The sequence below is a fragment of the Streptomyces sp. WAC07094 genome (assembly GCF_036320405.1).
GTDB lineage: Bacteria > Actinomycetota > Actinomycetes > Streptomycetales > Streptomycetaceae > Streptomyces > Streptomyces lannensis.
This window is the reverse complement of the sequence record NZ_JAVMJZ010000004.1, coordinates 98,320-117,610: the sequence shown is the minus strand read 5'-3', so window position 1 is coordinate 117,610 and position 19,291 is coordinate 98,320. Positions and strand designations below refer to the sequence as shown.

At 67.4% G+C, this 19,291-nt stretch carries 15 protein-coding genes; 8 read left to right on the top strand and 7 right to left on the bottom strand.

Annotated features, from left to right (window positions below):
- Position 1: 1 nt before the first annotated feature.
- The 4 genes from RCR19_RS42440 to RCR19_RS42425 all read right to left on the bottom strand — a co-directional run bounded on the left by RCR19_RS42440 (position 2) and on the right by RCR19_RS42425 (position 3,851).
- Positions 2-757: a GvpL/GvpF family gas vesicle protein gene (locus RCR19_RS42440; protein ID WP_331270447.1), complete on the bottom strand. Its 756-nt coding sequence runs from the start codon at positions 755-757 to the stop codon at positions 2-4.
- On the bottom strand, positions 754-1,221 hold the full coding sequence (gene gvpJ / locus RCR19_RS42435; RefSeq protein WP_331270446.1) for a gas vesicle protein GvpJ: 468 nt from the start codon (positions 1,219-1,221) through the stop codon (positions 754-756). The genes RCR19_RS42440 and gvpJ overlap by 4 nt, the downstream gene beginning before the upstream one ends.
- A 47-nt stretch (positions 1,222-1,268) precedes the next feature.
- The gene (locus RCR19_RS42430) at positions 1,269-1,616 is read right to left on the bottom strand and encodes a gas vesicle protein (protein WP_331270445.1); all 348 of its coding nucleotides are present in this window, start codon (positions 1,614-1,616) and stop codon (positions 1,269-1,271) included.
- Between the two features lie 1,506 nt (positions 1,617-3,122).
- The gene (locus tag RCR19_RS42425; RefSeq protein ID WP_331270444.1) at positions 3,123-3,851 is read right to left on the bottom strand and encodes an alpha/beta fold hydrolase; all 729 of its coding nucleotides are present in this window, start codon (positions 3,849-3,851) and stop codon (positions 3,123-3,125) included.
- A 159-nt stretch (positions 3,852-4,010) separates the two neighbouring features.
- On the opposite strand from RCR19_RS42425, the gene RCR19_RS42420 reads away from it, so the two are divergent.
- Together RCR19_RS42420 and RCR19_RS42415 are read left to right on the top strand one after the other, a co-directional pair.
- Entirely contained in the window at positions 4,011-4,403 is a 393-nt protein-coding gene (locus RCR19_RS42420) for a helix-turn-helix domain-containing protein (protein WP_331270443.1), read from the top strand.
- A gap of 528 nt (positions 4,404-4,931) precedes the next feature.
- On the top strand, positions 4,932-7,577 hold the full coding sequence (locus RCR19_RS42415; protein ID WP_331270442.1) for a glycosyl hydrolase: 2,646 nt from the start codon (positions 4,932-4,934) through the stop codon (positions 7,575-7,577).
- 49 nt (positions 7,578-7,626) lie between these two features.
- Here the strand turns inward: RCR19_RS42415 and RCR19_RS42410 are convergent, their stop codons facing one another.
- Positions 7,627-7,788, bottom strand: coding sequence for a hypothetical protein (locus RCR19_RS42410; protein ID WP_331270441.1), 162 nt, complete (start codon positions 7,786-7,788; stop codon positions 7,627-7,629).
- Positions 7,789-8,828: 1,040 nt separating this feature from the next.
- Here RCR19_RS42410 and RCR19_RS42405 point away from each other — a divergent pair.
- On the top strand, positions 8,829-9,167 hold the full coding sequence (locus tag RCR19_RS42405) for a YciI family protein (RefSeq protein ID WP_331270440.1): 339 nt from the start codon (positions 8,829-8,831) through the stop codon (positions 9,165-9,167).
- 1,530 nt (positions 9,168-10,697) lie between these two features.
- Here the strand turns inward: RCR19_RS42405 and RCR19_RS42400 are convergent.
- Entirely contained in the window at positions 10,698-12,062 is a 1,365-nt protein-coding gene (locus tag RCR19_RS42400) for a HAMP domain-containing protein (RefSeq protein ID WP_331270439.1), read from the bottom strand.
- 212 nt (positions 12,063-12,274) lie between these two features.
- On the opposite strand from RCR19_RS42400, the gene RCR19_RS42395 reads away from it, so the two are divergent.
- On the top strand, positions 12,275-12,928 hold the full coding sequence (locus RCR19_RS42395) for a response regulator transcription factor (protein WP_331270438.1): 654 nt from the start codon (positions 12,275-12,277) through the stop codon (positions 12,926-12,928).
- Here the strand turns inward: RCR19_RS42395 and RCR19_RS42390 are convergent.
- Positions 12,906-13,301, bottom strand: coding sequence for a response regulator transcription factor (locus RCR19_RS42390; protein WP_331270437.1), 396 nt, complete (start codon positions 13,299-13,301; stop codon positions 12,906-12,908). The genes RCR19_RS42395 and RCR19_RS42390 overlap by 23 nt on opposite strands.
- Positions 13,302-13,980: 679 nt before the next feature.
- Between RCR19_RS42390 and RCR19_RS42385 the strand changes: the two genes are divergently transcribed.
- From RCR19_RS42385 to RCR19_RS42370, 4 genes are all read left to right on the top strand, one after another.
- Positions 13,981-15,081: a PP2C family protein-serine/threonine phosphatase gene (locus RCR19_RS42385; protein WP_331270436.1), complete on the top strand. Its 1,101-nt coding sequence runs from the start codon at positions 13,981-13,983 to the stop codon at positions 15,079-15,081.
- Positions 15,082-15,320: 239 nt separating this feature from the next.
- The gene (locus RCR19_RS42380) at positions 15,321-16,895 is read left to right on the top strand and encodes an ATP-binding SpoIIE family protein phosphatase (protein WP_331270435.1); all 1,575 of its coding nucleotides are present in this window, start codon (positions 15,321-15,323) and stop codon (positions 16,893-16,895) included.
- 262 nt (positions 16,896-17,157) lie between these two features.
- On the top strand, positions 17,158-18,045 hold the full coding sequence (locus tag RCR19_RS42375) for an AraC family transcriptional regulator (RefSeq protein WP_331270434.1): 888 nt from the start codon (positions 17,158-17,160) through the stop codon (positions 18,043-18,045).
- 530 nt (positions 18,046-18,575) lie between these two features.
- Positions 18,576-19,265 carry a hemerythrin domain-containing protein gene (locus tag RCR19_RS42370; protein ID WP_331270433.1) on the top strand — a complete coding sequence of 230 codons (690 nt, stop codon included), beginning with the start codon at positions 18,576-18,578 and terminating at the stop codon, positions 19,263-19,265.
- The last annotated feature ends 26 nt before the right edge of the window (positions 19,266-19,291 follow it).

The window sequence follows — 19,291 nt, the reverse complement described above, 5'->3', positions numbered from 1 at the left end:
GTCAGGCCCCCGCCCGTGCCGCGGCAGCGGTCGCGCCCTCGGGCTCGGTGAAGCTGTAGCAGGGCAACGGCCCGGCCGCGCGCAACTCGACCCGGTCCTGGTGTCGGGCGGACAGGCGGTCGGCAGCCGCCTGGAAGGCCCGGACGTCCTGCCGGGCGACAAGGAACGACATGTTCAGGACGGTTCCGGCGACCTGCGGCCCCCTCGCTCGGGCGACCGCCAGCGCCGCCAGTTCCGCAACGATCTCCTGTGTGACGTCAGCCGCGCGTCGCGCCAGAGTGTGGACCACCGCCTCGCCCAGGCGCACGTTCGCCTCGTATCCCGGACGGCTGTGTGCGGCCTGGCGCAGTTGCCGGATCCGGGGCTCCTCGGCGACCAGCGCGGCAAGCGCGCCGGTGGCGGGCAGCGCCTTGACGTTCATCTCCACGCGGCCCGCTAGCCGCTCGAGCGCCCGGAGATTCTGCTCGTGGCCGGCTTCCAGCTGCTCGCGGACGGCCTCGGCGTCCGGAGCCAGCATTCCAAAGCGCATCGGCAGCACCGGTCCGTCGAGGGCCAACGTGAGCAGCACTTCCTGGTGGGCCAGCAAATCTCGCCGCCGCGCACGCAATGGGACCGGGGCGGCGCTGACCACGGCCGCAGTCGCACCCACAGGCAGCAACTCCAGGGCCGCCGACGGTCTGCCTACCCCGCGCAGTTGCGCCGGCATGGGGTGGTCGCAGCCCGTGATGCCGTAGATGTAGGGCCCAGCCGCAGTCATCGCTCACTTTCCCGCCTGCGGCGCCCCTGCTCGGACTTCTCCGAAGCGGTGCGGCGCCGCGGCCGCGCCTCAGCCTTTTTCTCTTCCGCTTCCTGCTCCTCGTCGTCCTCCTCAGAACCGCCGATGACGTCGCGCAGCTTCTCGCCCACCGACTCGATGGTCTTCTTGACCTTGCGCGTGCCCACGCCCTTGGCTGCCCCGCCGAACATCTCGGGGATGGTGGTACTGCGCGAGGTCGCTTCAAGGTCGAGCCGGTTGCACGCCTCGGCGAACTTCAGATACGTGTCGACGCTGGCGACTACGATGCGCGCGTCTATCTTCAGGATCTCGATGCCGACCAGGGAGACCCGGACGAAGACGTCGATGACCATGCCGCGGTCCAGGATGAGTTCGAGTGTGTCGTACAGCGTCCCGGCGCGCGGTACGTACACGACCTCGCTGCTGGAGTAGGTGGTGGTGGTCATGGTCGGGTGGTCCTCTCGGGAGGCTTCCAGCGGCGCCGACAGGCCCGTCAGCGGTTGGCGGTCCCTCTGTGGTAGCGGCAGACCCTGCGGTACTCGGCAGGACCGCCGGATCCGTCGAGCTCCACCTCGTATGTGGCGAGCAAACTGGTCGTGTCGGGGATACGAGGCACTTCCAGCACGTCGATGCCAACGCACCAGCCCTCTTCGGTCCGCCGAACGGCGCACACGCCCTCGATGCGGTGGATGATGAAGCTCTGCAGCCAGTCGCAGGCAGTGCGAGCGGCCTCCTCAGGCCCGACCTGCGTGACCGCTTCCTGACCGGCGTCCGCGGAGGTATCGCGGGCACGTACACCCTTGGAGGACGTACTGGTACCGGTGCGGTGTTGCTCTGGCATGACGCAAGCGTGACCGGGCAAGGCCCCGCACGCACCTTCGCAGCGGCCGATCCGGCGATCGCCCTCGGAACACGCTCAGAATTCGAGACGGTTGCACCGCTGCGGTGGACTGCCAGTTTTTGACCGTCCGCTCCGCTGCCCGGCCCGCATTTTGCGGCCAACGAACTGCACATCGACCTGGACGGCCCTGCTGCTCACCGGAAGCCGGAAGTGACCTGACCTATGGCGCAGAGATGGCCGCAGGCTTCGGCCAGAGGGCCAGCCCTGCGTCCATCTCGGTGTCAACGAGGACGATGCGCGCCCTATCGCGGCCGTGCTTGCCGACGATCCCAGGGAACTGGGCGCCTGCCGTCTCCTCGTCCCGCCAGCAGCCGTCCATGGCGCGCGGCCATCAGGGTCGGGGAGAGGTGATACCGGCCGGCGTCATCCATGAGCACGGACGGCGCGACCAGTTCGGAATACGCCCGGCGTGTGTATCTGGCAGAGACCAGCCCGCCGGGGCCCGCTTCCTGTGTCGACGGCCCAGCGCTGAGACAGTGTCGCCGCAAACTACGCATCCGGTCAGGAACGAGAGGTGATCTCCGCTCTCCTGCCGTGTCGGCCGTGGAGTGCAGGGTCGAGCCGGGCGAGGTCGACGCCGTGGCGGGGTAGCAGCTGGTCCGGCGCTGGGAGTCCTCGACTGAGGCTGCCGCCCACCTGAAACGCCTCCCGTACGCGTGGCAGCACGGGAGGCGCGGTACGCCGCGTCGGCATCGAGGGCGTAGCCCGCAGACAGGGCAGCATGGACACCTGCAGCCAGCGGACTACGGTCGGCGCAGCTTTTATTTGTCGGCGCGGACCGTAGCCCGCTACGGCGGCACCCCGGATCAGTGCGGCGGAGGCCGACCGACCTGGGGCGCCTTCCGCTAGGTCAAGCGTGACGTTGCCGCAGCGCGGATGCATCTTGAACCCGTGAGCGCGCCACCCACTCCCTGCGGTGCTGCCTCCGATGGGGTGGGGGCGCGCTCTGCCTCGACTTCCAGCCTGCCTGATCTGGAAGACACCAGGCCGCGTGGAGTCGAGCCCATCCTGATCGGGCGGCGCCAAGAGCGCCTGTCGGAGTAGCCATCTGGGTGGCAGGGGGCCGGGAGCGTGCAAATCCGATGACCCCGGGCGAGGCCGGGGCTGTGGCCAGGCACCGCGTGATCATCTACCCGCCAACCCCGACAGGCGGGCGGCGGGTGCGTGTGGACGGCACCATCCTCGGCACGGCTGCAGTCTGCACGGTCTCAGTGTGTTCCTCTGCCGCGCGGGCATCAGCGGCCTTACCGAGGTGGATCTGGCGGCCGGGACTCCCGCATCCGCTCCCCCGCCCCGGCCCGATGCCCCCCATCGCCATCGGCTGGAGGCTCCGGCCGACGGCGACCGTGACCCACTGGACCGGTGGCAGGCCCTTCGGAGACACTGCGGCGCGCCTCCCGCACCTGGTGCTCCGTGCCCCGTGGAGGCCCGCCATCGATCCCAGGGCTAAACGCCGAGCTTGAGCAGCAGTTCGCTCAGCTCTGTCGGCATGGTGATCATGCAGTCGTGCCCGGTCGGCAGCTCCCACACCTGTGCCGGAGAACCATTGGGCTGTATCGCGGGGACGGGCCGCCGCGTGATGCCCTGCGGCATGACGCCGACGCAGTGGATGTGCGTACGCGGAATCCTGTCCACGGCCGGGTTGTCCAGCCGGACCGGTTGTTGCAGGCAGCGCACCGGGTGGTCGGAAAGCATGGCACGCAGCCACGCGACGTCCGCAGGGTCGGTGACCCCGAACAGGCCAAGGGGCGGGGGCATTTCGGACAGCGGTGGAACGCGCCAGGGATTGTCGGACTTTGCGGCCAGGTCGATCAGGTTCTGCGTCACAGGCTGGACGTCGATGGCGCTCTCGCCGTGTTCCGGGACCATCGCATCCAGATACACCAGGTGTGCGATCCGTTCCGGGACTTCGTTGGCCACGGACGAGATAACCAGTCCTGCGTAGCTGTGGCCCACGAGGACCACCTCGGTCAGGTCCTCCTCGTGGATCAGCCTGATGACGTCCTCGACGTGTGTGTCGAGCCCCACCTCAGGGCTGAGCAGGTGCTTTCTGTCGCCGTAGCCGGTCAGCGACGGCGTGAACACGCGGTGCCCAGCCGACTCCAGCAGCGGGACCACCCGCTCCCAGCACCGCCCGCTGTGCCAAGCGCCGTGGACCAGCGTGAATGTTGACATGATCGAAACGATCTTCCTCTTCGGGGTGCGGAGGCCGCGAAAAAATAACGGTTCCCATTCGTGCCTCGGTACTCTTTGAGAACCGCAGCCATCGTGGTGCACCCGCCACGTCTCGGGCAATAAGGCACATTCCGGTGCCCCGGTTCCCTGGAGGTAACCATGACCACACCCGACAGCGAGTCGCGGCCGACGCAGCAACAGGAGCCGTGCCGGACCCGTGAAGTGCTCGACATCGTCGGGGACAAATGGTCACTGCTCGTCGTGCGCAACCTCAGCCAGGGACCCCTCCGCTTCACCGAACTCAAGCGCGCCATCGACGGAATCAGCCAGCGCATGCTCACCGTCACCCTGCGCAGCCTGGAACGCGACGGAATCCTCACACGGACCGTCCGCAACGTCATGCCGCCGCACGTCAGTTACGAACTCACCCCTATGGGCAAAACCCTCCGCCAAGCCACCGCACCCCTGCTGGAGTGGAGCATCACGCACCTGACCCACATCGACGCCGCCCGCGCCACGTACGACGCCCGCCCCGACACCTCGCCCGCCTAGCCTGCGCCTTGGGTCTACGCGAAGCGAGACGGTTCGTGGTCTGAGTCTGTAGATCGGCATGCCGGTGGGCACTTGAGGGACGCCAGGACGTACCTCCGACGCCGCAACTACCCTTCCAGGTCCGTTCTCGATCGATACCGGTCAGCGCCTCCACGCGATGCGACGGCGATGTCCGCCCCGAGTGCGGCCGCATTGTCGGCCGGCTACACCTTCGTGCTGCCGGTGCCAGCCAGGTGCCCCTCAAGAGCCGCTCGGCGGGCATGATCGGCGCGGGGGAAGAAGTGCGAGCAGGCCGGCAGGCCCCGGCGGGCGATGACAGAGCTGGCGATGGGGCGGGCGAGCGCGTCCCGTTGACGGGCGACGACCTCATGACCCGGCTGACTCAGTCCCTCGCCCGAGCAATCACGTCGACTTCCGGCCACTGGAGTGGCAGGTTCTGATCAAAAGATTGTCAAGTGTCGGATGTTTCCTTGCGCTCGTGATCGGGTCCCTGTGACGGCTGTATCACTGCCCGCGTGGGAGGACTTGGTGTCAGCACCAACCCGTAAGAGACGATGGCTCACGATCTGCGCCATCACCGCATCCGCAGGACTCTTCGCGATACCCGCAAGCGCCGCGCCCGGCAAACACGACAGCAGCCCCTTCGGGGCCCGTACGCTCGGCCAACTGGCCTCCGAGCGCGAACACTCCAACTCCGCCGGCGGCGTCACCACCAAGGCGACGGCAGAAGATCCCGACGACGGCAACGAGGCCGACGAGATCGCCGAGGGCGCGGACCAGTACGCCGAGGCGCGCACCGCACCCGGCGTCGTCGCACCCGGCGCATACGGCGCCGCCTGGCAGAGCCTGGCCAACTTGCCCAGCACAGGTGGCAACTGGCGCCACATCACGAATCTGCCGTACAACTCCGACGACCCCCGCTACCGCGACATCGACTCCAACTCCAGCGGCGGCTCGGGCAACGTCACCGGCCGGATGGCCGCCATGGCCGCGGACGACGACGGCTATGTCTATGCGGGCAGCGCGGGCGGCGGGGTGTGGCGCTCGGCCACCGGTGGCGGGCACTGGCAGCCGATCAGCGACCGGCTGCCCTCGCAGTCCACCGGCGCACTCGCGCTCGACGGGAGCGGACGGCTGTGGCTGGGCACCGGTGAGGCGAACACCAACGCGGACGCGTACCTCGGCAGCGGCGTGTATGTGCTGTCCGATCCCCACCACGGCACCTTCTCCACGCGCACCAGGGTGGGCGGAGACGAGCTGGAGAGCACCACCGTGCGCCAGTTGCGGTTCGGCGGCGGCAAGGTGTGGGCGGCGACCAGCGAAGGCGTGTGGAGCCACTCCACGAAGACGCTCAGCGGCTCCTGGAAACTCGAGTACGCGCCCAACCCCGATTACCTGCCGGGCCATTCCAAGGCGACCGACGCCGACGCCCCGTACAAGAACATCACCAACGACATCGCCATCGACCCCAAGGACCCCTCGAAGGTGGTCCTCGCGGTCGGCTGGCGCAGCGGTGACGACTACAACGGCTTCTACACCAAGGTCGGCGGCCGCTGGCAGCGGATCACAAGCGGCTTCGGTGATCTGCCGACCGACGCCGACAACGTCGGAACGGTCACCTTCGCTCGCTCCGCGGACGGTTCGCGCTACTACGCCATCGACGAGTCGCCCGAGCAGATGGCGTCCAACCCGGACAGCGGCCTGGAGGGCATCTACAGTGCGGGCTCGCTGTTCGGGCCCTGGACGAAGGTCGCCGACTACAAGGGGCTGGCCGCGGACGGTTCGGCGCTGACCTCCAGCGGCTATATGCCGGGTGTGCAGGCTTGGTACAACCAGTTCCTGACCGTGGACCCCAGCAACCCGCAGCACGTATACGCGGGGCTTGAGGAGGTCTACGAGACCAAGAACGGTGGCAGCACCTGGTCGACCGTCGGCCCCTACTGGAACTTCAATTTCTCCTGCTGGAGCATCGACCCCGCCAAGCAAACGGGCGACTGCAACCCCACCACCCACTCCGACCAGCACGGCGTGGCGATCGGCCGCTACCACGGCAAGAGCTACGTGTACGTGGGCAACGACGGCGGCGCCTACCGCCGGCCGGTCAACGGCTCCCAGGACTCCTCCGGGCACGCCACCGACTGGACCTCCCTCAACGACGGCACCATCGACACCCTCCAGTACTACTCGGTGGGCATCGGCAAGGACCTGGACCACGGCGGGGTCTCCGTCACCGGCGGCCTGCAGGACAACGGGCAGTCCATCCTGCGCAGCAACGACAAGGTGATGGGCTCCAACTTCGGCGGCGACGGCGGCGACACCCTCACCGATCCCGCCAACGGCTGCAACATCGCCCAGGAATACGTCTACCTCGCCCTGCAGGTGACCCAGAACTGCGCCCTCAACGACGGCTCCTGGATCACCGACCCCAGCAAGGCCACGTCGTACAACATCGCTCCGGCCGACAATGCCACCGGCGAGGCCCGCTTCATCGCCCCGATCGGGGCGGACCTGAAGAACGGTTCGACGTGGGTCGCGGGCGGCCGCCACGTGTGGGTGCAGACCCACGGCTACGCCATCCGCAGCGGCTCGGAGTGGAAGAGCGTGTACGACCTCGGCGCCGGCCGTACAGCGACCGCGGTCGCGGCTTCGGGCGGCAAGGTCTACGCGGCCTGGTGTGGCCCCTGCAACGAGGAGGGCTACGCCCGCGGGATCGCGGTCGGCAATGCTGACGGCACGGGGTGGCACGACATCTCCCTGCCCGTGGACGGAACCGTCCCCAACCGCTACCTGAGCGGCTTTGCCGTCGATCCGAAGAACGCCAACCACGTCTACCTTGCGGTCAATGGCTTCTCCCGACACTGGACCGAGGGCCCCGGCTCGGGCCTCGGCCACGTCTTCGAGTCCAAGGACGGCGGCACGACCTGGAAGGACATCTCGGCGAACCTTCCCGACGTACCGACCAACTCCGCGGTCGTCACGGCGAACGGCGGCATTGCCGTCGCCACCGACCTGGGCGTCGTCTACCGGGCGCCGGGCCAGACGAAGTGGAAGCGCGTCGGCTCACTCCCGGCCGTTGCCGTGCTCCAGCTGAAGCTGAGCCCTGACGGCCAGACCCTGTACGCGGCCACGCACGGCCGCGGCATCTACACCATCAAGGTGCGCGACTGCGGCTGACACCCACACAGCCGACATCGAGGTGGAGGGGTGATCCCGGCTCTCGGGATCACCCCTGCCTCGGGTAGGGCACCACGCTGATGGCCAACGTGAAGACGCCGTCGGCCGCACCTGCCACGTCTGGTGCCTTCGCCAGTGCAGTGATCTTGGCCTTGCCGGCACGGGTGCCCGCACAGCGCAGCGTGGCGTGGGCGGTGCCGTCTGCGTCCACCCGCCATCCGGATACAAGGACGAACACCGGCGCCGAGCTCTGCACGCCCCTCCACCGCTTGTCGTCTGCCCGAGGCTGCAGGACGAGAGATATCCCCGTCCCCGGACGCACGCACAGCTGCCGTCCGCCTCTGTCACCAGGGCTGACCGCGACCTTCACATGCCCGGCGGCACAGCCCGGCACCGCGCTGGAGGACGTGCTGGTCGGCGCTGACGGGTTTCCCGCGGTTGAGCTTGCGGTCTCGCTCGTGGACGGGCCCGCAGGCGTGTGCGCCGACGCGCCGGTCAGCGGCTTCACCGAGCGGCTCCCGGACGGCCCGGCGGCTGCATCGCCACCTGATGACGAGCTGCACGCCGCAATCGCGACCATCCCAGCGACCATCCACCCCACGGCCCACCACCGCATCCCTGTACCTCCCAACCCGCTTCCACAGACACAGCATGCCCGTTCTCGCCGCTGAGGGCGCTGAATCGGAGGGCAGATGAAGGCCGTTGATGGCACCGGCACACCGTGCTGGGGTCAATAGGTGCTGCGCCCAGGCCCAGGGTGGGTGGCAGTAGGCGCTGGGTCTTATGAGCCAGTGGGGGCTGGTGTGCAAAAACCGTCCCGGTGGTACGGGGGGAGCCACCGGGACGGCTGGCGCACAGCGTAGCGTGCTCCTGCTGCTCGCCTGGTTACAGGTATGTGAAGTCGCCCCACGCGGGCGCCCTCTTTGTCGCGTTTGGTGGCATCGGGGCCGCATGAGGGATTGCGGTCCGGTCCTTGGGCCGCACTGCGGTCTGTGGCAGCGGCCTCCTCGCTGCTATTCCCCTTGCCTGCACGGGAGTTCCGTCAGGCGGTCACCGGCCGGGGCGGCGGTGGGCAGGGACTCGGGGGTGAAGGTGTGTGTTCCTCGGTGGGAGCACGCGTTCAGTCGAAGGCCGCTTCCGGGTACGGCAGTTGCCGAACCAGGTGATTGGCCTGTCGCGGGAGCCGGGAGGGAGCCGCTCGTCGTAGGGTGAGAGGCGGCCGAAGGCGGCCTTCGGTCAAGGGAGCAATGCATGACGCGGTACCTGATCTCGTTCGATGACGGCGCGATGACCTTCCCCGAGGAGGAGTTGCCCGAGGTGGCCGAGGCCTCGCACGAGGTGGTGCGCAAGGCTCAGGACGCCGGAGTGTGGGTCTTCGGCGGTGGGCTGGAAAGGCAGCAGGCAAGCGTCGTGGCCACCGACGGGACCGTCTCCGACGGCCCGTTCCCGGAAACCAAGGCGGTCCTCGGCGGGTTCTCGATCATCGACGTGCCCTCACGTGAGGACGCACTGGAGTGGGCTGCCAAGTTCGCTGCCGCGTGCCGCTGTGCGCAAGAGGTCCGGGAAATCATGCCCGACCCGACCGTCTGATCGGCGACGACTCGCTGCGGCTGGGCGCGGATCGCGATCTACCCCGACTACCGGAATCTCGGCATCGGCAGCCGGCTCATCCGCAGCTTCCTGCACCAGGCTCGCCGGCAGTGCTGACGCCTTACCTTGGACGTCATCGTCATCAATCAGCGTGCCCGCCCTCTACCGGCGACTTGGTCCTGCACGCAATCACTCGTCACGGCGAGAGCAGCAGCGAGATCAGGAAGTCCACCGAACCGCCTCGGCCCGGCCCGATCCACAGACCGTGACAAGCCTCAGCTTCTGTGCGCAACACATGGATGGTGGCGCTAGCTGGGGGGAGGGATGGGGGCTGGCCGGGATGACCATGCCGTCGTTGTGTTCCTAGGGTGGACGCATTCGTTGATGCAGCAACCGTACGGCGTCCTGCTGGTCATGACGCACGTATACGGGCTGCCGACGACTGCCGGCATGGCCGTTCGCGCTCCGTGCTGAGCTGACAAGCAACCAGCGAGGTGGTGCGGGAGTCTTTTGATCACGGACGGCGTCAGCGCCTTCGCCATGGGGCCCAGCTGACAAGAAAGTGACGGCCCGCTTCGATGCCTGCATGCGGGGCAGTCACGGACGGCCTGATGCTCCCCCGGCGAAGGCCGGGCAGTGCGCGACGTGTGGCGGCCGACCACTGTCAGGTCGTCCCCGGGCAACTTCCGGCCATATGCGCTGTCTCCAGCCCTGCAGCCCGTCGGCGTTCTGTTCTCTGCGACGTCGATATCCCCGCCACGGCCTGTGCCCTTGGGCTGTCTTCCTGCCGAGCGCATGGAAGCCCAGAACCCCGTAGATAGCAGTGTCTTAGAGAGAGGAATCGAAAGTGCCAGCCATCTGCACCGTCTTTGTTGGACCTCGTCCCACCGTAGTGACTGCTGCCGGTGAATTGGACATCGCCACCGCCGTCCACACCGAGGCCATCTTTACCGCCGCCAGTAGTGGCACTCAGCCCGACGTCGTCATCGACCTAAGGCAAGTCACCTTCCTGGACTGTGCGGGAGCACGCCCTGTGGCCACTGCCGCGCGCCGCATCCGCGAGGCCGGGGGCTCGCTGACCCTGTTGGCCGAGCACCCCATGGTTCTCAAAGTGCTGCGCCTTCACCAATTGACTCCCGACAAAGTGCCGTCAGCCGACGACGCCATCCCAACTCAAGCCTCCCCCACATACCCGCCTGTAGTGCTCCACTGCCACCACCGCTGTCGCCTGCGGTCGGAACGCTAGTTGACAAAGCCGCATCTGACAGGAGCCGAAGTCGCATGTGCGCTATGACGAGGACGAGATCGTGCCAAATAACATCCTGGACAGCGTGCCGAAGACCATCGAGGCGCTGCGCCAGGTCGTCGATCCTCTCGACATCACGTCGGCAGAGACGACCAAGACGGATCCGTGCGTGAAGACGCCGACGGTCCTGTCCGGCATCGGTCCTACCGCAGCCAAGCCCGGCGCCTGGAGAGCATGCCCTTCACCCTCAACTCACAGCAGTGGGGCGGAGGCAATTGCGCCGGTTACGGCTCCGTCAGGGGTAGGCATGCCCGCAAGGTGCTTCCTTGCCCGTCGGGGCTGTGGAGGGTGAGGATGCCGCCCAGCGCTCGTATCCGGTCGGTGAGGCCAACCAGGCCTGAGCCGTGCCCCAATGCGGCGCCTCCGACACCGTCATCGTGAACGGCCAGGTACAGGACGTCGTCGCGGGCCCGCGCCGTGACGTGGACGTAGGACGCGTGGGCGTGCTTGGCGGTGTTGGTCAGCGCCTCCGAGACGACGTAGTAGGCCGCGACCTCGATCGGCTCGGACAGCCGCTGGGGGACGTCCACGTCGAGTGTGACCGGAACCGGTGAGCGGCGAGCCAGGGCCCTGAGCGCGGGGGGCAGGCCGCCCTTGGAAAGGACCGCCGGATGAATCCCGTGGGAAAGCTCGCGCAGACCGTCCAGTACCCCCACGAGCTCATCGGCAGCCCGGGCCGCCTTGGCCTTGAGCCATGGTTGGGCCGCAGGTATGGCGCTCTGAACCGTCTTCAGTTCCAGTATGACCGCCACCAGTTGTTGCTGGGCGCCGTCATGCAGGTCATGTTCGATGCGTTGCCGGGCTCGGTCGGCGGCGGCGAGGATTCTGGACCGTGAGGTGGACAGTTCGGCGTGGCTTTCCTGCAGTGAGGCGGCCATGCGGTTGAAGCTGCGCTCCAGCCCCCCGATCTCGCTGACGCCTGTTTCCGGCGTACGTGCGCTCAGGTCCCCGTTGGCCAGTCGGTCGGCCATGGCGGCTGTTCGGCGCACGGGATGCACGATGGCTCTAATGATGTAGCCCGCGAATGCGGTGAGGAGCAGCACCGATCCGGTCAGGCCTCCGACGGATGCGGCGACTGCCCGGTCGGCAGTGGCCACGGCGCGTTCCTCACGGGCCGTGACAAGGCTCTGCCGGGTGGCCACGATGCGATAGAACTCGTCCCGGATGGGCTCCGCGCGCCAGTCGTCCCGCTCCATTGCGGTGATGCGTTGTCTCGTCGGGGGGTCATGCTTCGCGGCGCTTTTCGAAGGTATGGGGTGTTCCTTGATGTAGGTGATGCCCGTTTGCCGGATCCGTTCCGCTGCGGACCGCTGTTCAGGGTTGATGCCGGCCAGGCGTGTCAGTGCTACGGCCTGTTTGGGGAAGGCGGCCTGGGCGGCCTGCCAGCGCGTGTTGTACTGCTGCTGCCCGGTCAGTGCGTAGCCGCGCGCATCCGTCTCAAGGTTGAAGAACTGGCGCTGTACCTGGTCGACCGCCATGAGCAGTTCTTCGGACTGCTGCGCATGCTGCTCGGTGGTGCGCAGGTCTGCTACCGAGCGCAGCAGGACCGCGAAGGCCGAGCCGATGAGGAGTATCAGGAGGCTACTCACAACGATCATACGGCGCGTGAGTCCAGTCCTGGCGCCGGCTCTCCGGGTGGGAGAAGTGAGCTCGTGCACTGGTTCCTCCCTGTCGGTGCGACAGGTTGTGCGGGCTTGTTGCGGGGGTGCTCGCCCGACGAGGCTCAAGGACAATGGTAGGCATGACGCCCGTAAGCTCGACGTCCGGTTATGGGGCTGGGCCGAGCGGCAGCGGACCGGCCATGGCGCACCTGCGGATCGTCCTCGCCGAGGACGATGTCTTGCTTCGCGAAGGACTGGCGAGCCTGCTGGAGCGCGCGGGCTGCGCGGTTCTGGGGCAGGCCGGCGATGCCGTCCAGTTGCTCGACATGGTGCGGAGAGCGACGCCGGATCTAGTCGTACTGGATATCCGGATGCCGCCCGGACAGGCCACTGAAGGGTTGGACGCAGCTCGCACCATCCGGCAGGAGTTCCCTGACATGGGCATTTTGGTTCTGTCGGCGTATGCCGAGGTGGAGTGCGTGTTGGAACTGCTGGACAGTGGCCACGGCATTGGATACCTGCTGAAGAGCCGCGTCAATGACGTGCAGGAGTTCCTGGAGGCGCTGCAGCAGATCGCCAGGGGCGGCGCGGTGGTCGATCCCGCACTGGTGCGGGAGCTGGTGTCCGCCCGTCACAAGGAGGAGCCATTGGCGCTGCTCAGCGTGCGGGAACGCGAGGTGCTGGAGCTCATGGCCGAGGGCCGTTCCAATGCCGGCATCGCCCGTCGGCTGTGGGTCTCCGAAGGAACGGTGGAAAAGCATGTGCGCAATATCCTTGCGAAGCTGAACCTGCCGGCGACCGACGACGATCACCGTCGTGTCCGGGCGGTCATCACGTTTCTGGAGTCGCGATGACCGAGTTGCCGTGGGGATCCTCGTCTTCCTCGACGAGCAGGGCACGAATGGCGTCGCCCGACAATCCAGTTTTGGCTATGAAGCCCGCAACGGTACTTTCCTCGATCAAGTCGGCATAGTCGTCCTCGGCGTGGTTGGAGACCAAAATGATCCGCGGTGGGGATGGGTCGGTCTCGCACTGCAGCCGACGGGCCAGGTCCAGGCCGCTTTCGGCACCCAGATCGATGTCCACCAGCGCCACCTCCGGCTTGAGGCGTTCAGCCTGCCGCAACGCCTGCGCGGTGTCGGATGCCACGGCCACCACTGCAATGCCCTGGCTTTCGAGCAGACAGCGGGCAGCCTTGAGGAAGCAAGGGCTGTCATCGACAATCATGCAGCGGAGCATGTGACCAGCCTCTCAAGGGGATGTGCCCGCCAGCATTCCCGCTAGCTGTACTCCGCGGGTCGCCGCTTCCGCCCACTGGGGGGCTGCCTGCGTAGGGGAGAACGCCCACTGCAGCTTTACGCAGCCCATATCCTCAAGGCGGATCCGCGGCGGCCCCATGTTCTGTTCGTCACCACTGCTGCCCCGCCCAGACACGATGCAGTGGACTCTGCGCACCGAGGGATCAAGGCTCAAATGGCGCCACCGGTCCGGGCATCAGCGGCGAACCGGCTTATTGAGTCAGCCAGTGTCGGCGCCTTGTTTTCGGATTCTTTACGCGTGACGCCTTGACCAGGCCCTCCCCCCGTCGCATATTGGAGTCCGCATAGCGGAAACAATCTCTCGCGATACGGCAAGAAAGTGCCAAGGATTCGGTAAGAGCGACAGATCCGCTTTATGGAATCCCAACAGGCTGGATGATCTCCGCCACAGCGCGCAGCCCCTCAGGAGCACAGAGCGCGCCCCCGCTTCACCTCTCGCAGGACCACCCATGAAATTCCTTGCCAGCGGTGTCTCAGCGCCGGGTTGCGACGGCCGCGAGGTCCGTCCGCCCCGGCAGCGGAAGAGGCGCTTTCGGCCTGGCCTTGCAGGCGGCAGTCGGGCACCGGCCGACGGCACCCGAGCGCAGGTGGCGCTTCCCATCCTGCTGATCGCGGTGATCACCCTTGTGGCGTCCGTCGCCCCTCTGGCCATTCACCTCTCGCCGCTCCTCGTGGCGGCCCCCACCTGCACCGCGGCCATCGCACGGACCCGGCTCACGGTCGCCATGGCCCTGGCCGCCAGTGCGGCGGTGGTCCTCGTCGACTGGCACGACAATCTGGTGCATACGGCTCTGCTGCCCATACACATCGGCGCTGTGCTGGCAGTCTCCGCATTTGCCATCGCTGCCCGCGCGCTGCACGATCGCGACCTGAGAGAACTCACACAGGTGCGAGCCGTGTCCGAGACGGCCCAACGGGTTCTGCTGCGGCCCCTCCCCCGCACATTGGGCTCTTTGCGTCTCGCGTCGATGTACCGGGCGGCCACCGCTCACGCCCTGGTGGGCGGCGACTTGTACGCCGCCGCCCGCACCGACTGCACCAACCGCATCCTCATAGGCGACGTCCGCGGCAAGGGATTGCCGGCCATCGAGGACGCCTCCGCACTTCTCGGGGCCTTCCGCGAAGCCGTCCATGAGCACGAGAAACTAACCGAGTTGGCGGCCGCTCTGGAGCGCAGCGTCCGCAGGCACCTGGCCGAGATGGCCGAGAGGGATCCCGACAGCGCCGAGCGCTTCATCACCGCTGCGCTGGTCGAACTTCCCGACGGAGAAGAGACGGTCAGGGTCGTCAACTGCGGGCATCCCCCGCCTCTACTGAAGCAGCACGGCCGAACGACCCTCCTGTGCGGCAGCCGGCCCGCTCCACCACTTGGCCTGGCCGGAAGCACAGCGGACACATTCCCCCTCGACACCTTCGCGTTTGGTCCCGGCGACACGTTGCTGCTGTACACCGACGGGCTCATCGAGACTCGCGACGCCACCGGAAACTTCTATCCCTTCCTCGAACGCGCTGCCACGTGGGCCTGGCGGTGCCCGCACACCCTCCTGCGGCACATCAGCCAGGACCTCAAGAGCTATGCAGGTGGGCACCTGAACGACGACCTCGCCATGGTGGCCGTCCACTGCCCTGCCCCCTCACTCCACGCTTCGGAGGCTCTCGCATGCCGTACGCCAGAGACCACCGCCTGACTGCGGAAACGGCTGACACCCCACCACCTCCCGCACAGCCCTTCCTGTCCGCTCCGACGATTCGTGAAAGACAACAGCTCCACCCCGTGCGCGTGCATGACGGTCCTGCCCGCTCCGCCGGCCCGGGTGAGATACCTGCGACGCAGCCGGTACCGCTGCCGTCCCCCGAAGAGCCGGCGGTGCCCTGGGCGGACGGACACGCTGCACCACACGCCAACCCCAAAGGGACAGTGACCAGGATGAGCACTGTACGACGCCTGCCGTGGCAGCCGGTCTCACTGCTGGGCCTCTACCTGGCAGTGACCTGCTTGGTACAACTGCGCGCCTCCTCAGGCGGATTGGTCCGATGGTCCGACTACTCGGTACTGGCGCCCCTCGTGGCCGCCGCCCTGCTGCCCGTACGACGCACCCTCACCATCGGGGTTGCAACGCTCGTGGCCAGCGTGGCCGTCTACGGCTTCGCCATCCGCGGGGTGTCGGAAGGCGGCCGCACGGTCGTGATCGCCTCGGCTGTGTTGTCCTTCGGCCTGAGCATCGTCATCTGCCGGACACGCCTGCGCCTGCAGGCCGACCCCCCGGTGGAAGGGGCCGGGCAACGCTCCGGCAGCACACCACTCAACTCGGATGTAAAGCAGACGCCCGACATGCCTTCCCGCGACACACCTCCGCCGTTGGTGACCTACATGCCACCGGATCTGCTCCCGCAGCCTGCGGCGGTGGAACATGCCGCTTGGTGCACGGCTGCCGACAACACAGCAAGGCCCGAGGCCCACTGGCTCGATGTCATACCCCTGCCGGCCGCCCGCGTTGCGCTCGTTGCCGGATGCGTCCCCGACGGTGGGGACGCCGCGCCCGCCATCGCCGCCGAACTTCGCGCCGCAGTGCGCGCACTGGCCGACATGGACCTGCAGCCGGAGGAACTGCTCACCCACCTGGAGCATGTTCTGGCCCGGCTACGGCCCACCAACGGGAGCCGGCACGCCGACCTGTCCGGGGTCACCGCGACGTGCCTGTACGCGGTCTACGACCCTGTCACCGCCCGCTGCACCCTCGCCAGCGCCGGATACCCCGCACCCACGGTCGTCCTGCCCGAGGGCATGGTCACCACGGTCGAGGTTCCTACCAACCCGCCGCTCGGGCAGATGCAACCGCACGCAGAGACCACCGAGCTCGATCTCGCGGAAGGCAGTGTCCTCCTGCTGCACGGATGCACCACGGCTACACCCGCCCCGCCGGCCAAGGCCGATGGGGCTGTGCTGGTCAAGGCGGGCCTGGGATCCCAGTCCTGCCTGAACACGATCTGCCGGACCGCCCTCGATACCCTGCTGTCCGACAGGCGTTACGCCCACGCCGGTGTACTGGCCGCCCGCACGCGCATGTTCGGCAGCAGCAATGTCGCCGGCTGGGACCTCGCAGCCGACCTCGCAGCCGTCTCCGAAGCCCGCAAGCACGTCTCGCAGACGCTGGCCGAGTGGGGCCTTGAAGACGCCGCACCCACCACGGAACTCATCGCCAGCGAACTCGTCACCAACGCACTGCGTCATGCCTGCCCACCGGTCCGGTTGTGTCTGATCCTCCACAGCACAGGATTGACCTGCGAAGTCTCCGACGGCAGCAGCGTCTCCCCGCATCTGAAGCGAGCCCGTACCTTCGACGAAAGCGGTCGGGGTCTGTTCATCGTTGCTCAGCTCACCCGCCGCTGGGGCACGCGTTACACTGGGCACGGCAAGATCATCTGGGCGGAAGAGCAACTTCAACCATCAGAGGACGCCCATACCGACGGTCACACCATGGCGGCACACTCGGACTTCTGACCACGTGCCACAGCCTCCCGCCCGGTACGCGGTACCGATCACCCACCAACCGGCAGTACCCCAAAGGGCCTTACGGCTGCGTACTGTCCGGCCTCCCGTTGTTCGTCCCGTATGAAGTGGCCATGTCTCCCCCGCCTTTCCTCCCGCCCTCACCGATCGGGTCGACTCCGACCGCACGAGTCCACCTGAGCCTTTGTCCGACGGGCGGCCTGACCATCCTCGACATCGTGCCCCCGAGGGCACCGGCCGACGGGGCTTGAGGATGGAACCTCTGCAGGAGCTGCGGACGCTGATCCTCGAACACGTCGGGGACGACGGCCGCAGAGCCACCATCGCGGACGGCGTGAGCGTTGCGGTCGTGGACGAGCCGACGCCTCCGGTGGTCGCCGCCATGCCCGGCCCGACCCTGGCGATCGTCGCCCAGGGCACCATGCGCACCGTGCTCAACGGCGAGCCGTACGAGTACGGCGCCGGCACGTACGTGATCGCCTCACATGACTGGCCGTCAACCAGCCAGGTCGTCCAGGCAGATCCCGACAACCCTCTCGCGATCTTCATCATGGGCCTCCGTCCGCAGGCCATCGCATCGCTTTTGCTGGAGACGACCGACACCCCCGCATCCCCCGCCCACCGCGAACTGGCCATCAGCGACGCAACACCGAAGCTGCTCGACCCAGTCGTACGACTGCTGCGAGCCGCCCGCTGTCCGGACGAGATGCGGGTCCTCGGCCCGTCATACCAGCGGGAGATCCTGTGGCGGCTGCTCACCGGGGACCAAGGCGCGCTCGCACGGCAGATCGGCCGGGCCGACAACGGCCTCGCGCACATCAGCAGGGCCATCGGCTGGATCCGCGACCATTACCACGAGCCGCTCAGCGTCGCCGCTCTCGCCCGGCTCTGCGGTATGAGCCCTTCCTCCTTCCACCGGCACTTCCGTGCAGCAACGTCCGCGACACCGCTGCAGTTTCAAAAGACCATCCGCCTGCAGACCGCCCGAACACTTCTGTGGACCCGTTCGGGAAGCGTCGCAGACATCGCTCACCGCGTCGGCTACGAAAGCACGTCCCAGTTCAACCGCGAATACCGAAAAAAGTTCGGAACCTCTCCGGGGCGCGACACGCCGGGACATCGCTTGCCTGGGCAGGCTTGAGAGACCCCATCCCAGCGGCCGGAGGCGGATCCGCATCCTGCGGTCGACTCGGTGCGGCACGCCCATGTTCCACCAGGCACAACCGACCCGCCTTCACCGATCTCGAGGTACCCCGGCAGCTACGCGGGCGCCGGACCTGACAGACCACGGACAAGCATGCGGGACCAGTCCCACTGAGCGATGCCGCACCGGGCGAGCGGGAGCGGGCGCACACCTCTCCCGGCAAGCAGGAAGACCAAAAGTCGGCAGTATCGTGCACACCGGGAGCAGGATCGTTCTCACCTCCCCGCCGGACAGCCTGATCCAATGGGCCCCAAGGGGGCAGTTGGTCCTGGGCTCTGAAGAACCCGGCATCAATGTCGATGATCCACCGGCATGAGCAGACCTCTTCCCCAAGAAGGACCGGAAAGCGGTCGCTCACCTGAACCGTCGGCACAGCGGCCCGGTCGGGGAATGCGACAACCACCTCACCGTTGGAGGTGGTTCTTGGCGTGCCCGGTGAGGTACCCCTATGAATCCGAGGAATGGCAGTGACTTCGACCGTCGACGCACCCATGGCTGATGTCCGGGACATGTACATGGCCCATGCCGCATTGCGCCGCGAATTCCGGCTGCTTCCTCAGCTGATCCGGGACGTCGCACCAGGCGACACCGCACGCGCCGAAGTCGTAAGCGCCCATGCCGAACTCATCTGCCGCATCCTGCACACACATCACGAGGGAGAGGACCTCCTGCTGTGGCCCAAGCTCCTCCAACGGGGAGGCGATGAGGCCGCATCCATCGTGCCCATGATGGAAGAACAGCATCACGCCATCGACAAGGCACATGCCGAGGCAACCGGGCTCCTGCCCGCCTGGCGCTCCACCGGGCGGGGCAGTGAGGAGCTCGCCGGTGTCTTCGAGGTACTGCTGGCTGTGCTCCTGACGCACATGACGACTGAGGAGAAGTGGATCCTGCCGCTGGCGGAGAAGCATGTCACCGCCGCGGAGTGGAGAGAGCTCGGCGAGCACGGCATGGCCGCGACCCCCAAAAGAGACTTGCCGCTGGCTTTCGGCATGGCCATGTATGAGGGTGACCCTGCGGTCATCAAGGCGGTACTCGGCCACGCGCCGCTGCCCGTGCGCCTGCTGGTACCGGTCATCGGGCGCCGCCGCTACGCCGCCCACGCACGGCGGGTCCACGGCACGACCAGGCCGGCACGCATGGGCACCCTCAACTGAAGACATCGCGGTGAGCACCGGCAGAT

Coding starts and splice junctions, on each gene's coding strand:
- RCR19_RS42440 (WP_331270447.1), bottom strand. CDS start 757: ATGACTGCGGCTGGGCCCTACATCTACGGCATCACGGGCTGCGACCAC.
- gvpJ (WP_331270446.1), bottom strand. CDS start 1,221: ATGACCACCACCACCTACTCCAGCAGCGAGGTCGTGTACGTACCGCGC.
- RCR19_RS42430 (WP_331270445.1), bottom strand. CDS start 1,616: ATGCCAGAGCAACACCGCACCGGTACCAGTACGTCCTCCAAGGGTGTA.
- RCR19_RS42425 (WP_331270444.1), bottom strand. CDS start 3,851: ATGTCAACATTCACGCTGGTCCACGGCGCTTGGCACAGCGGGCGGTGC.
- RCR19_RS42420 (WP_331270443.1), top strand. CDS start 4,011: ATGACCACACCCGACAGCGAGTCGCGGCCGACGCAGCAACAGGAGCCG.
- RCR19_RS42405 (WP_331270440.1), top strand. CDS start 8,829: ATGACGCGGTACCTGATCTCGTTCGATGACGGCGCGATGACCTTCCCC.
- RCR19_RS42395 (WP_331270438.1), top strand. CDS start 12,275: ATGGCGCACCTGCGGATCGTCCTCGCCGAGGACGATGTCTTGCTTCGC.
- RCR19_RS42390 (WP_331270437.1), bottom strand. CDS start 13,301: ATGATTGTCGATGACAGCCCTTGCTTCCTCAAGGCTGCCCGCTGTCTG.
- RCR19_RS42380 (WP_331270435.1), top strand. CDS start 15,321: ATGAGCACTGTACGACGCCTGCCGTGGCAGCCGGTCTCACTGCTGGGC.
- RCR19_RS42375 (WP_331270434.1), top strand. CDS start 17,158: ATGGAACCTCTGCAGGAGCTGCGGACGCTGATCCTCGAACACGTCGGG.